Origin of the sequence: Photobacterium indicum, from assembly GCF_003026215.1 — a bacterium.
GTDB classification, from domain to species: domain Bacteria; phylum Pseudomonadota; class Gammaproteobacteria; order Enterobacterales; family Vibrionaceae; genus Photobacterium; species Photobacterium indicum.
In genome coordinates, this window is record NZ_PYOC01000004.1 from 176,769 (window position 1) to 191,008 (window position 14,240).

Here is a 14,240-nt window from a genome sequence, read left to right on the forward strand (position 1 = left end):
GCCTTAATCCATTGAAAAAGCAACCAGCTAACTCATCACTCTAACTAGTAATGTCCACCTACAATTCGCAACTGACAATGAAACGTATTCAGATACTGGGTTAATCTGGTCAGTTAATTATTCAGATTGATATAAACATACAAACAAGCATGATTTTAATTCATGCATAAGGTTTTTTCTTTCATTTTTATATGACCAAAATCTCAAATATAATCTGTACATCTTGCTTTTCATCTTTTTACGTAGATTTTTCTCATGCTTTTAACAACTCTCTATATTATTGGTATTACTGCTGAAGCGATGACAGGTGCTTTGGCTGCGGGCAAGCGTCACATGGATTGGTTTGGTGTTATGTTGGTGGCGAGCGCGACGGCTATTGGTGGCGGTACAGTCCGTGATGTGCTGTTGGGTCACTACCCGCTTGGCTGGGTGGCAAATCCACAGTATTTGGTTATCACTTGTCTAGCGGGTTTGTTAACGACTGTGATTGCTAAATGGGTTATTCGATTTCATAAGATTTTCATTATTCTAGATGCGATTGGTTTAATTGTGTTCAGTATTATCGGTTGTCGTGTGGCAATGGATATGGGATTACCCGCTATTATCTGTATTGTTTCGGCAGTTGTTACGGGGGTGTTTGGTGGTTTGTTACGAGATTTGATTACTCGTCGCCAACCTATGGTGTTGCACAAAGAGTTATATGCTTCGATTGCACTGCTAGCGGGTGTGATGTATTACGGCATGATGTATTTTGCAGTACCTGAACTTATCACCACAATCGCAACATTAGTGGTGGGATTCACAGCGCGTATGGCGGCTGTACAATTACGCTGGCGTTTACCTGTGTTTGTACTCGAAGAGCCAAAAGAAGACAAGTTACTAGAAACTAGAAACTAGAATAAAAGAAAAAGCGGAAAAGCCATTAAGCTTCTCCGCTTTTTCTTTGTCCTGTTTAGAGGTAAGTTGAAACTTAAATCTTTGGTGTACTAGTCACTACATCTGCATTTTGACCACGATTCCGTAACAAGTGGTCCATCAATGTAATTGCTAGCATCGCTTCTGCAATTGGCACAGCACGAATACCCACACATGGATCGTGACGACCTTTGGTGATCACTTCTGCAGATTCACCTTTGCTGGTAATCGTTTCACCCGGAACCGTAATACTTGAAGTCGGCTTTAATGCAATATGGGCCACAATATCTTGCCCAGAAGAAATGCCACCTAAAATGCCACCAGCATGATTGGTTTTAAAACCATCAAGTGTCATTTCATCACGGTGCTGACTGCCACGCTGTTCGATTACCTCAAAGCCATCACCAATCTCAACACCTTTAACTGCATTGATACTCATCAGTGAATGCGCGACATCGGCATCTAAACGGTCAAAAACAGGTTCGCCTAAACCGACAGGCACATTACTTGCGACAACCGTTAGTTTGGCACCAATTGAATCTCCTTCTTTTTTCAGCTTACGAATAAGCTCGTCAAAGGCATCAACTTTATCTGCATCTGGGCAGAAAAAAGCATTCTGTTCAATTTGATCCCAATCGACTTTATCGATCTTCACATCACCCATTTGTGATAAGTACGCACGCACTTCAATACCATGAACCTGTTTCAGGTATTTCTTCGCCACGGCGCCTGCAGCAACTCGCATTGCCGTTTCACGGGCTGAAGAACGGCCGCCACCACGGTAATCACGTACCCCATATTTTTGGTGATAAGTATAATCAGCATGACCAGGGCGGAATAAATCTTGGATGTTGGAGTAATCTTTAGAACGTTGATCGGTATTTTCAATCAACAAACCAATGGATGTGCCAGTTGTTTGCCCTTCAAATACACCTGAAAGGATTTTCACTTCATCCGCTTCGCGACGTTGTGTGGTGTATTTAGACGTACCAGGACGACGACGGTCAAGGTCGTGTTGCATGTCTTTTTCTGTCAGCGAAAGACCAGGAGGGCAGCCATCAATGATACAGCCTAATGCTATACCATGACTTTCACCGAATGTGGTGACGCGAAATAGTTGTCCAATCGTGTTGCCTGCCATTACTTCCTCTGTCTTTATCCGCTACTTGATCACGTTAGGTAACGTTTTCGTTAATGAGTACATAGTGCAAAGTTGTGACATGGATTGCAAGAGGGAATTAAGCAAAGATAAAAGGAGGGTTTTAGTGATAAATAAAAAAGAACAAAGCACCTAATAAACAAGACATCATATACCGTGATATTTGATGTCCTGTTTATTAGGTGCCTTGTAATTAGGTGCCTATCTATCAAATGCTTGTATGTCGGCTTTTATATAACCGATACAATTACACCGATATCGTTACGCTGTTGCCGTTTGAACTTTCGCCATACGCATTTTCTTCAATGATATAGCTACAAGTGCAGTGACTACCATACCCGTCGCCATACATAGTAATGCAAGTAGCGGCTTATTCATCGCACCTAATAGCGCAACTACTGGGCCACCGTGTGCCACGCTGTTGGTGATACCGAATGAGAACGCCATTACTGCTGCAACCATGCTACCCAGTACGTTGGCTGGAATAACAGATAGTGGGTCTTGTGCAGCAAAAGGAATCGCACCTTCAGAAATACCCACCAAGCCCATTGCACCAGCTGCTTTACCAGCTTCGATTTCACTCTCTTCGAAGATATTCAATTTACGACCAATCACTGTCGCTAGACCCATACCTAATGGTGCAACAGGAATCGCACAGGCCATTGCCCCCATAAATTGAGTCTGACCGTTAGCAATCATGCCGACAGAGAATAGGAACGCCACCTTGTTGAAAGGACCGCCCATATCAAAACCAGCCATACCACCTAACACAATACCCAGTAAAACAACGTTACCAGTGCTCATATTGGTTAGAAGCGCATTTAAGCCTTCCATCAAGCCAGCAATCGGCGCACCAATTACAAAGATAAACGCACCAGCAATAAACAAGGTACCCGTAATAGGCGCAATCATGATTGGCACTAAAGGCTGAATCATTTTGTGGTAGTTACGAGTTGCGATAAAGCGCACGAAATAACCGACCAGTAAACCAGCGACAATCGCACCAATGAAACCTGTTCCAGCTTCAGCACCGTAGAACGAACCGTCATTTGCAATCCAGCCACCAATGAAACCAGGGACTAAGCCTGGACGGTCTGCAATCGCAAAAGCAATGTAACCTGCAAGTACTGGAATCATCAGTTTGAAGGCAATCACACCTACATCTAATACTGATTGCCACAAGCTCCCTTCAGGAATCGCCATACCCGCATCAGTCGGTTGGCCACCAATGGCTAACGCTAACGCAATCAACAAACCACCAGTAACCACAAACGGGATCATGTGTGATACGCCATTCATCAGGTAGCGGTATAGATTTGAACGCGCTTCTGACACTTTGCTTTCTGTCGAGGTTGGCTTTTCATTTGAAGCATCAAACGGGGCTGCCGCTAATCCTTGCTCAATCACGCCTTTACCGTCTTTAATCGGTGCTTTTACACCCGTCTTAATTAATTTTTTACCCGCAAAGCGCGCCATATCAACTTGCTTATCACAACTTACGATAATGGCATCGGCACGGGCTATCTCTTCGGCTGTAGGGGTATTTTTCACCCCAATAGAACCGTTAGTTTCGACCTTAATTTCATACCCCATCGCGGCAGCTGCTTTTTCCAGCGCTTCTGCTGCTAAGTAAGTATGTGCAACACCAGCAGGACAACCGGTTACGCCAATCAGGAAACCTTGGTCTTTTGCGACGCTTGGTGCGGCTGCTTTTTTCTCTAGCAATAACGCTAAGGCATCTGCCGGAGTTTTTGCCGCTAAGAACGCCTCAATGAAACCGTCTTCAATCAACTTCGAGGATAGTTCAGCTAACACTTCAATATGGTGGTTGGCGCCGCCATCTGGCGATGCAATCATGAAAAAGAGTTTGGAAGGTAAGCCGTCTTCTGCGCCGTATTCTATTCCTTGGCGACTCACACCAATAGCCACTGCGGGTGATACAACCGCAGCACTTTTGGCGTGTGGCAATGCTACGCCATCTTCAAAACCAGTATTTCCTAGCTCTTCACGTGCTTGGATATCTGCAAGAAATTGAGTTTTATCACCCACTTTTCCTTGCTGAGCAAGCATCTCTGCCATTTCAGCAAATACCGCTTCTTTGGTCGTTGCTTGTAAATTCAAGCTGATTAAGTTTTCATTAATGAGAGTTGTAATCATCGTTCTATCCCCGATTTATTCTCTTCTGTGTCGCTTTACACCTAGGATGTATTCATCCATTGATGGTGCGCTCATGTCTATAACTATTGTGGTCGCTGGCAAGCCATTTCGATAGAGCATAAAAAAGGCTTTTACTGGATATTTGTACCACGCAGCTTTCAGTGTGATCGATGTCTCATATAAAGAACCATATGCCAACTCGTAATAAAACCAACATATAAACATTAGAATACAAAGATATAAGATTAGAATTAACCATAATTATCGCTATTAAAATAAATACAAATAACCAACGGAAAATTCAACACTGCAATAAAGTAACTATATAACTGATTAGATGTACGATATTTAGGTGATAAAGCTCACAAAATAAAACTGGATTGTAGGACTAGTGACTAAAAGGGAAATATTTACATAACGGGAGGACAATGTAGAACAGTAAAATAAAGGGATTTACGCCTATAGCCTAAATCCCTTTTCGTCTTTTTAGATATGCTTGGTTTTGTAAAAGCTTAGTTGTAGGCTCTCGCAAAACAACCGTTACAGCTAGCAGCATAGTTCAGAGCATAAGCAGGAATGAATACTGACTCCCCTTTTTCAATTGTGATTGTTTCACCGTTTTGGTGCGTCACAGTAACAGGGGCATCAACTGCAAATAAGATCTCAGCACTGTAATGCTCGATCACTGTATTACTTACTTGCTGATAAACGCTGAACTTAAAATCAGGTACCGGAATAGGATAATGCTGGCTACCCTCACCCAGTTCAGGGGCAAGTAACAAACTGTCTACTGGTTTAGTAACAAACAAGGTGCTTGCCACCAATTCTGGCACATCCATGTATTTCGGGGTTAGCCCGGCACGTAATACATTATCTGAATTGGCCATGATCTCTAAGCCTGTTCCTTTGATGTAAGCATGCGGTGTGCAGGCGTCAAGGAACATGGCTTCACCCGGCTGAAGGGTTAATACATTCAACATTAATGGCGCGAACAGACCGATATCACCAGGGTATTGCTCTGCTAATTCAATCAGTAAACCAAATAACGCGTCTTCTTGATGGGTGTTCGCGTAAGCTAACAATGCGTTCACCGCCGTTTCCTTCACTTCTCCTTCAAGAGATAACATCGCTTGGAAAAAGCCTTGTAGACCGACTTCGTTTTGTTCGGCAGAAAATGCCGCCACTAAGTCAGACAATACTGGAATATTGAGTGTTTCAAATTGCACCACAATATCGGCAATTTCACGGAAACCATTCATTGCTTGATAAGGCGTTAACGCAAACACTAATTCAGGCTTATGGTTTGGATCTTTATAATTACGATTACCCGCATTGCGAGGAATACCTTCAGCGTCTTCTTTCGCAAAACCAACTTCGGCTTGGGCTTTACTTGGGTGCACTTGAATTGACAGTGCTTTTTCAGCCGCTAGTACTTTGAATAAGTAAGGTAATTCACCAAACGTCGCCTGAGTATTCGCCCCTAAAATAGCATTAGGATCGGTTGCAATGAAATCAGACAATAATACTGGCTTGCCAGACATGTTGATTGTAGAACAGCCATTTGGGTGGGCCCCCATCCAAATTTCAGCTTGCGGCTGGGCATCTGGATTTGCTGTGCCAAACAGCTGCTGCACAGAAGTAACACTGCCCCATGGGTAATTTTGAATTACATTATCCATTTTGAAAAATACAGGACGGATTGAATCAGTCATTACCATAAATCCTTGTTGAATATGATCATCAAGATCGAATATTAAAATCAAATGCGTTAAAACGACTTTCATCAATCAGCCAGTTATCAACCATAGTTATTAGAAGCATGGTTATTTACAAAATGGCTATTCGTAAACTATGGAAGCCGCAAACTGATGGAAGTCGTTTCGTTAACGATATTTACCGCTAGTTTTGTTAGCTCATCAACCAACACAATGCCGATCAACGCCGCAAGACTATAGCAAAATCGTTTACCCGATTGCGATATGCATTCATCATAAACTATTGGCTATCTTGTTTAAGATCATGAATCCCCCTTCAAATAGCCAGTAGGATACTGTCGCTTAATTACCACACTTAACTGACTTATCGTGGCATTTAGCATCTATTTAAGCGCTTTTACACACTTTAACCATGAGCATCTATGAGTACTGTATTTCTCGATATCATTGATACTGTTTTATCTGAACGGGAGAATTTTAACCGTATTTGGTTTGCAGGTGATCAACATGCGCCTCCCGCCTTTAGCTATCAAGTCAATTTTCCACGGCTGGAGCTGGTATTAAGTGGGGAATATATTAATCAACTCGAAGATCCCGTGATGGGAGTTAGCGAAGTTAGCCTAATGGCGGGTGATGCTATTTACATTCCCCCTAATACTTGGAATAAACCGAATTGGGAAAATGAATGTTCGGTATTGAGCTTACTGTTTGGCAAACGTCAATTGGGGTTCAGCTTAGTCAGTAAAGGCAAAGAAAGCGTTGGGTTTTACGACGTACAGAAGCACAGTATTCAGGCTTGGACTGGGCATGCTATCGACCACATTTTGAGTGCCCTGAATACCTTAGCCAAAGAGCCAAATCACAGCCCGATGGATGAGCATTTGTTAATGGCATTATTAAGCTATTGCCGCACGATGATCCACTCACCTACGCAATCAGCAAAAACACGCAGTGAGGATCTTTATCAGGGGATTTGTATCTATATTCAAGAGAATTTTCACCGAGCAGTCACCCGTGAAACCATTGCACACCGCTTTAACGTCTCACCCAATCACCTTTCACGCTTATTTCGCCAACAAGGGCACATGCGGCTCGCCGATTATATATGCTGGGTAAGGCTAGAACGGGCAAAGTTTATGTTGAAAAAGTACCCTTTCCGCTTGCATGAAGTCGCGACACGCTGCGGTTTCCAAGATGTGAATTATTTTTGTCGGGTATTTAAAAACAAAACCGGCAGAACGCCAACGGAATACCGGGAGATAACATAACGAGTGATGGTATAACAAGTCGTTTAGCAGCTGAACGCTCAAGCTAAGCAGTTTAGCTCAACGACTCAACTGAGCTAAGCGCATTCAAGATAATCGCATGGATCACAGCAGGCGTTTTAGCCGTTGTTAGCGCTTCACAGAAATCATCATTGAGTAAGCATTGCGAGAAATGGGCAAAAGCCATCACCACTGGGCGTTGTGGTGGCTTGGGCAGCACCATTGCAATCATTCTCGTGACAGGTCCTCGGTTTGACCCCCACTCAATACCAGCGCTACTGCTTAATATCGTCATACCCGGTACGGTAATCGATTCATGCATGATATGAGGCAAAGCGATCTGTTGCCCCATCACTGTCGCAGAGACTTTTTCCCTAGCCATAAAACATTCGACTAACTGTTTTTTAGTGCCAGTACTAACTTTTTGCTGATTCAACCGATCCACCAGCGATGCAATCACTTTAGGTTTCGGTGTTGCAGCATCAACAGTTGAAATAGAGTGGACTGAAAACGAAAAATCAAAGGGTAACGGTGACTGAATATTAGCTAGTAACCCTGAAGACGATGCATTTTTCATACGACGTTGAATAACAGGTTTAGCAAATTCGGCAATGAATTCTGTTAACACCATATGGGCTAATTCAGCATCATTCCCTTGAATCACCAACTGGCAAAGTTCACCCGGTTTGCTCGCGAGACTGAGCATACGAAGAGGTTGGCGAATATCTGCTTTACGTAACTGACGAAGATTTAACAACGTGACTGATGAGCGGAAATAATCAGCCAAACGTTTTAGCTGATGAAGCTGATAAGACGGTAAGCCTTTCGAACAACAATAAAAGGTTATGCGCCGTTGGATCATTTTACAATTCCTGACAACGTTGAATAACAGCAGTCGGATTGATTAACACTTCTTCAATGGTCACACAGTGGATTTTACTGCCCGTAAAGCGAGCACGCTGTTCTACTTCGATATCAGATGCAATCAATACGATATCTGCTCGGGCAATATCTTGTGGGGTTAATAGATTTTCAATACCCATCGCCCCTTGAGTTTCAACTTGAATTTGAATCCCTAATTGATGGGCTGTTTTAGTAAGTACATCGGCAGCCATATAAGTGTGCGCAATGCCTGTCGGACATGCCGTGACAGCAACGATTTTCATGTATCTTCCTCTATAACATCAGAAATATAAAAAAGCGAACATCAAGTAAATAGTTACTCGAAGCTCGCATTTTACGCTTTATCGGCTATTTAGCGTATTGCTAATTATGACTCTCTTTTTGATTTCCACTTTTTGATGCCGCTGCTTGGCTTGTTGCCATGTGGTGCTTGGCTATCACGCGTACTTTGATCACAAGAGCTTTGATCACGAGAGCTTTGACGATCACGGTTCTGACTTGGGCGATTATCACCATTGCGTGCACTGCCCGTTTTATCATCACGTTCAGTATTACGACGCGTACGAGTGAACTCACCTTTGGCTTTAAACGTTTTATACGTTGCATCACGCATACCGCGTTCACGATCACGTTGGCGCTCTTCTGCAGCTTGTTGACGGCTATCAAACAGCTTAGCATCAGTGGCTTTAGAAATTGCTTGCCCTTCAGCATCAACTTTTGATGCTTCTTCAGTGCCGCTCGACTGTGAAATCAGGGTATTAATTTCCGCAATTTCATCGTCGGTTAGGTAACGCCATTTACCGTTTGGTAGGCCATCGATGGTGATGTTCATAATACGTACACGACGTAATTTATATACATCGTAACCAAGTGCTTCACACATACGACGGATCTGACGGTTTAAGCCTTGCGTTAGCGTGATACGGAATGAATAGTCCGTTTCTTTCTTAACCGTACAAGGTAAGGTTACCGTATCTAAAATTTCAACACCTGATGCCATTTTTTCTAAGAATTCAGGGGTGATCTGATGGTCGACACGCACCACGTATTCTTTCTCGTGTGAGTTACCTGCACGCAGAATTTTATTAACAATATCGCCATCGTTGGTTAAAAAGATCAAACCATCAGAGGGCTTATCGAGACGACCAATCGGGAAAATACGTTTACGGTGGCCAATAAAGTCCACAATGTTATCTTTAACATGACGCTCTGTTGTACACGTTACCCCTGTCGGCTTATTCAGCGCGATATAGATTGGGCGCTCTTTCGCACGTAACGGTTTATCATCAACCAGTACTTCGTCATCTGGCATCACTTTAGTGCCCATCTCTGGCTGCGTACCATTAATGGTTACTCTTCCCTGATCAATTAGCTTGTCCGCCTCACGGCGTGAGCAATAGCCTGTATCACTGATGAATTTATTTAATCGAACTGGCTTGCTTTGTGTTTCAAGCTGGTCTTTATTGTCAGACTGATTTTGTGGCATGGGATTCTTCTTTCGTAAGCGTTTCGCAACGCGATCAAGGGTGATGTTTTCTGTATCTATAATACAAGCGTGATTTTACCTGAATCTCGACAAAACAGAACACTCTAATTATACCTATGAATGAAAAATCACGCAGAATGCGATTTAATGAGTAAGAGAATCAATACAACCAAGCGGTTATTATTAGCCCCTCACCCAAGAAAAAACCGCCAAATATCGGCGGTTTTTATTTAATGTACGAGCACTTTCGATTAATTACCTATGAGTTGGGCGGTAATTCACCGTGTGTACTTCGGCCGACATAATCTTGCTGCATTGCTTTTTCCAGCTGAGCGGCAACATGACCAGGTGAGGTTGTTTTTGAGCATAACAAACGGTACATCGCAGGGATAACTAATAGCGTTACCAATGTGGCAAATGCCATACCAAAGAACACCACAGTACCTACAGCCATACGGCTTTCAGAACCCGCGCCTGTCGACATGATAAGTGGAATAGCACCAAACAAGGTCGTAAATGCCGTCATCAGAATAGGACGTAAACGTCGTACTGATGCATCCACAATCGCTTGCTCAAACTCAATGCCTTTGTCACGTAACTGGTTAGCAAATTCGACAATTAGAATACCGTTTTTGGTTACCATCCCAATCAACATGATCATGCCTATCTGGCTATAAATATTAAGCCCTTGCCCCATTATCCATAATCCTGCCATGCCGCCAAAGATCCCCATCGGCACCGTTAGCATCACAACAAGAGGGTTAATAAAGCTTTCAAACTGGGCAGCCAATACCAAATACGCAATCAGTAATGCCAAACCAAAGACCATAAAGATATCACTTTGATTTTCACGGAAATCTTTCGATTCACCTGAATAGTTAATCGTGATATCACTCGGTAAAATATCAATCGCTTGTTGATCAAGAAAATCGAGAGCATTTCCTAAGGTATAACCATCATTCAGGTTACCTTTCAGCGTGATCGACTTTTGCTTATCTGTATGACTGAGGCGTTGCGGTGACGCGACTTCCTCAATTTTAGTCACGGTATCTAGCGTAACTAACTGACCCACCTTTGAGCGCAGATAAATTTGGCTAAGATCGGCTGAACTATTAAAACTGTTTTCATCACCACGAAGGTAAACGTCATATTCCTCGCCACGATCAACGTATGTAGTTTCACTACGCCCTCCCAGCATAATCTCTAAGGTTTCAGCAATATCTGTCGCCGGAATACCCAATTCAGCTGCTCGTTGACGGTTCACCGTCACCACCAATTCTGGCGTGGTTTCCGCGTAATCGAGATCAATGCCATTCATTATTGGGCTATCTTCGGCAATAGCTTGAAGTTTAGTGGCCCATTGGAAAAGTTCTTCATAATCAGAGCCCCCCAATACAAATTGGATAGGCTCAGAAGAACCACCACGGAAACCTGGCATCATAGGGCGTACCCAAACATCGGGAATACCTTGTAATGCTTTGCTGATCTGCCCTAGCGCTTGTTGAGCTGTCACATCACGATCAGCCCAATCTTCAAGCTGCATGATGACAAAGCCAGTCTGATCGCCCGCTCGCCCACCAAAAGCCGGGGTTTGAATACTCACCGATTTCAGCATGCCTTTACCTAACATGGGCAGTAAACGTTGCTCCACTTCGTCCATATTACCAATCATACGGTTATAACTGGTGCCTTCCGCCCCTTTAACGAAGGCAAACAGCACACCGCGATCTTCTTGGGGTGCTAATTGCGCGGGTATAATTTGCATCAAGCCATAGCTCGCCGCTATGCACCCAGCAACAATAAACGGGGCAAAGTAACGGCGTTTTACGGCCATAGCCACCACATTACGGTAACCATTTTCAAGTTTGCTAAACTGGCTATCAATCCACAGATTAAATTTGCCGGGTTTCACATTGGCTTTTAGCATTTTACTGCCCAATACAGGGGTCAGTGTTAACGCAATAATGGATGAGAAAATGACCGACATCGCTAGCAACACAGAGAACTCAGTAAACAGACGCCCAACCATGCCTTCCATAAAGGAAATAGGTAAGAAAACCATTACCAATACCGCAGTGGTTGCCACTACAGCAAAACCAACTTCACGTGTCCCTTTATAAGCCGCAAGTAATGGTGATTCCCCTTTTTCTAGGTGGTGGAACATATTTTCAACCACCACAATGGCATCATCGACCACCAAACCAATAGATAGAATCAATGCCATCAAGGTTAATAGATTGATCGAAAAACCCAAAAAGTACGCTGAAATAAAAGCTGAAATTAAAGAGACAGGTACGGTTACCGCAGGGATCAAGGTCGCTCTTGCTTGACCTATAAAAATGTACAAGACCAAAATCACCAATGCGCCAGTGATCAATAGAGTGCTATACACTTCTGAAATAGAGCGATCGATAAAGACTGTTGCATCATAATCGACGGCTAATGTTGTACCAGCAGGAATGAATTGCTGCATCCGATCCACTTCAGCGTGCACGTCTTTGGCGACATTCAAAGGGTTCGCATCAGACATGGTTACGATGCCTAAACTTAAGTTCGCAACACCATTACTTTTAAAGGTGGAATTTTCATTCTCAGCGCCAACATCAATATCGGCAACATCTTTCAAATAAACCGGAGTACCGTCATCAGCCGTTCGTACTACCAAGTAATCAAAATCTTCAGGTGAAAGATATAAACGCGCCGTTCTAACCGACATGACTGTCGCATCATTTCGGACTTCACCGCCCGGCAGTTCAATGTTTTCATCTTGAAGTGTATCGACAATGTCTTTGGTGGTAACCCCACGCCCTGCCATTAATGCTGGTTTTAGCTTAACGTACATGACTTTGTATAAAGCACCCGATAAACTTACCGAACTCACACCATCAATTAAGCTAAAGCGATCTTCCAATACCCGTTGGGCGTAATCAGTCAGCTGAGTCCGATCCATCTCAGAAGAGGTCAGATTGATATAGATCGCAGGCTCACCCGAACCATTATCTTTCGACACAACAGGATCATCAGCTTCATCCGGTAGACGACGATTAGCACGTGCTACCGCATCACGAATATCACTCACCCCTTCGGTTAAATCCCAGTCCATTGAAAATTCAACAGTAATACGGGACATACCATTTCGGGTCACCGACGTAATATTATCAATACCACTAATACCAGACAGTTCATCTTCAATTGGGCTGGTCACCTGGCTTTCCATGACCGTTGCCGATGCCCCGCTGTAGTTAGTCATTACCGTAACGACAGGATTTTCTACATCGGGCATTTCACGCACAGCCAGCTTAGAAAAAGAGACCATACCAAAAACACATAATAGTAAGCTCAGTACTATTGCGACCACAGGGCGTTTAACAGAGACATCAGATAACCACATTAGACATCAGTCTCCGCTGTTAGGGGCAAGCTTTGGGGCTTTTTTGCGGTTAAATCATCCACTTTCAAACCGTCACGCATATTCACTAAACCTTGCACTACGATACGGTCACCAACCTCGATACCCGATTCAATCACCACTTCATTATCGATACGTGCACCCAATATGACCTCGGTACGTGTAGCAATGCTTTCATTATTCACTAAATAGACAAAACGTTTAGTGCCTGAATATTCCAATGCTTGTACCGGAATAATTGCCGCTTCTTGTGGCACAAAGCCAATCGTTGCTGCCATTAACATACCCGGTTTTAAGAATCCGGCTTGGTTATCAAATAACACGCGTACTTTAATGTTAAGTGAATCCGTTTGTACGCGAGAATCAATGGCTTGAATTTCACCATTAAATGTCTTGCCAGCCCATGCTTGGTTGGTCGCGCTCACTTTCATACCAGCCGACAAAAATGATAAGTACTGCTCAGGAACCTGAATATCAAGGCGCATACCTGATAAATCATCAAGCGTGAAAAGCTCACCACCCATAGTCACCATATGGCCCACACTGTAATCAATTAAACCAACCGTGCCATCAAACGGGGCACGAATGGCATAATCACTCAATGCCGCTTGCGCCGCTTTTAATCGGGCTTCTGCTATATTCACGCTGGCCTGCATCGCATCTAGTTCAGTTTGGGTAATTGCACCGCGATTTACCAAACGTTCGAATTCTTTATATTTGCGTCTTTCATCATTGAGATAAGCTTGTGCTTCATCCAATGCCGCCTCTGCTTTGGCATCATCAAGCTGGACCAGCAAATCACCTTTTTCCACTTTACTGTTCACTCGAACAGGAATCGCATCAATTTTAGCCGCGACTTCTGTCGCAATATACACAGAGCGCTCAGCCTCTAACTTACCAATTAAAGAAAGCGATTGAGCTATAGGATGAGAAGAGACCTCACCGGTTGTCACCGCAATAACGCGTGCTGACCCAGCTTTTTGTTCTGCAGCGTGAGCAGTGCCTTGAGAAAAGACACCATTTTGAATAGAGAAAATCCCACTGCCAGTCAACGCTGCAGTAACTAGAACAGCAACAACTATTTTTTTCATGCTAAAACCACTAATAAAGGACTGACTAAATGATATCTGAACCGATGCTGAAAGAGGGTAAAGAAGTGTAAAGTTAAGCAATAAACAGTACATCTCCGCCTATATGATGAAAAATTCAGCAAGCGCACAAAATTTATAAG

At 43.4% G+C, this 14,240-nt stretch carries 10 protein-coding genes; 2 read left to right on the plus strand and 8 right to left on the minus strand.

The window, feature by feature from the left end:
- Positions 1–255 precede the first annotated feature (255 nt).
- Positions 256–897, plus strand: coding sequence for a trimeric intracellular cation channel family protein (locus C9J47_RS13620; protein WP_107254024.1), 642 nt, complete (start codon positions 256–258; stop codon positions 895–897).
- Between the two features lie 73 nt (positions 898–970).
- On the opposite strand, the gene aroC is transcribed toward C9J47_RS13620, so the two are convergent.
- The 3 genes from aroC to manA all read right to left on the minus strand — a co-directional run bounded on the left by aroC (position 971) and on the right by manA (position 5,949).
- Positions 971–2,056 carry a chorismate synthase gene (gene aroC / locus C9J47_RS13625; RefSeq protein ID WP_107254025.1) on the minus strand — a complete coding sequence of 362 codons (1,086 nt, stop codon included), beginning with the start codon at positions 2,054–2,056 and terminating at the stop codon, positions 971–973.
- A 279-nt stretch (positions 2,057–2,335) separates the two neighbouring features.
- The gene (locus tag C9J47_RS13630; RefSeq protein ID WP_006232864.1) at positions 2,336–4,231 is read right to left on the minus strand and encodes a PTS fructose transporter subunit IIABC; all 1,896 of its coding nucleotides are present in this window, start codon (positions 4,229–4,231) and stop codon (positions 2,336–2,338) included.
- A 512-nt stretch (positions 4,232–4,743) separates the two neighbouring features.
- Complete coding sequence (gene manA / locus C9J47_RS13635) at positions 4,744–5,949, minus strand: mannose-6-phosphate isomerase, class I (protein WP_425440603.1); 1,206 nt, start codon at positions 5,947–5,949, stop codon at positions 4,744–4,746.
- A gap of 419 nt (positions 5,950–6,368) precedes the next feature.
- On the opposite strand from manA, the gene C9J47_RS13640 reads away from it, so the two are divergent.
- Complete coding sequence (locus C9J47_RS13640; protein WP_107254026.1) at positions 6,369–7,214, plus strand: AraC family transcriptional regulator; 846 nt, start codon at positions 6,369–6,371, stop codon at positions 7,212–7,214.
- A gap of 52 nt (positions 7,215–7,266) precedes the next feature.
- On the opposite strand, the gene C9J47_RS13645 is transcribed toward C9J47_RS13640, so the two are convergent.
- The 5 genes from C9J47_RS13645 to C9J47_RS13665 form a co-directional block, all read right to left on the minus strand.
- Positions 7,267–8,073 (minus strand): PTS sugar transporter subunit IIA, encoded by an 807-nt coding sequence (locus C9J47_RS13645; RefSeq protein WP_107254027.1) that lies wholly within the window; start codon positions 8,071–8,073, stop codon positions 7,267–7,269.
- 1 nt (position 8,074) lies between these two features.
- Complete coding sequence (locus C9J47_RS13650; protein WP_107254028.1) at positions 8,075–8,377, minus strand: PTS fructose transporter subunit IIB; 303 nt, start codon at positions 8,375–8,377, stop codon at positions 8,075–8,077.
- A gap of 104 nt (positions 8,378–8,481) precedes the next feature.
- Complete coding sequence (rluF, locus tag C9J47_RS13655; protein ID WP_107254029.1) at positions 8,482–9,600, minus strand: 23S rRNA pseudouridine(2604) synthase RluF; 1,119 nt, start codon at positions 9,598–9,600, stop codon at positions 8,482–8,484.
- Positions 9,601–9,859: 259 nt separating this feature from the next.
- A complete protein-coding gene (locus tag C9J47_RS13660) occupies positions 9,860–12,991 on the minus strand; it encodes a multidrug efflux RND transporter permease subunit (RefSeq protein ID WP_107254030.1) in 3,132 nt (1,043 codons plus the stop codon).
- Positions 12,991–14,100 (minus strand): efflux RND transporter periplasmic adaptor subunit, encoded by a 1,110-nt coding sequence (locus tag C9J47_RS13665; RefSeq protein ID WP_146150848.1) that lies wholly within the window; start codon positions 14,098–14,100, stop codon positions 12,991–12,993. The genes C9J47_RS13660 and C9J47_RS13665 overlap by 1 nt, the downstream gene beginning before the upstream one ends.
- Positions 14,101–14,240: the final 140 nt, after the last annotated feature.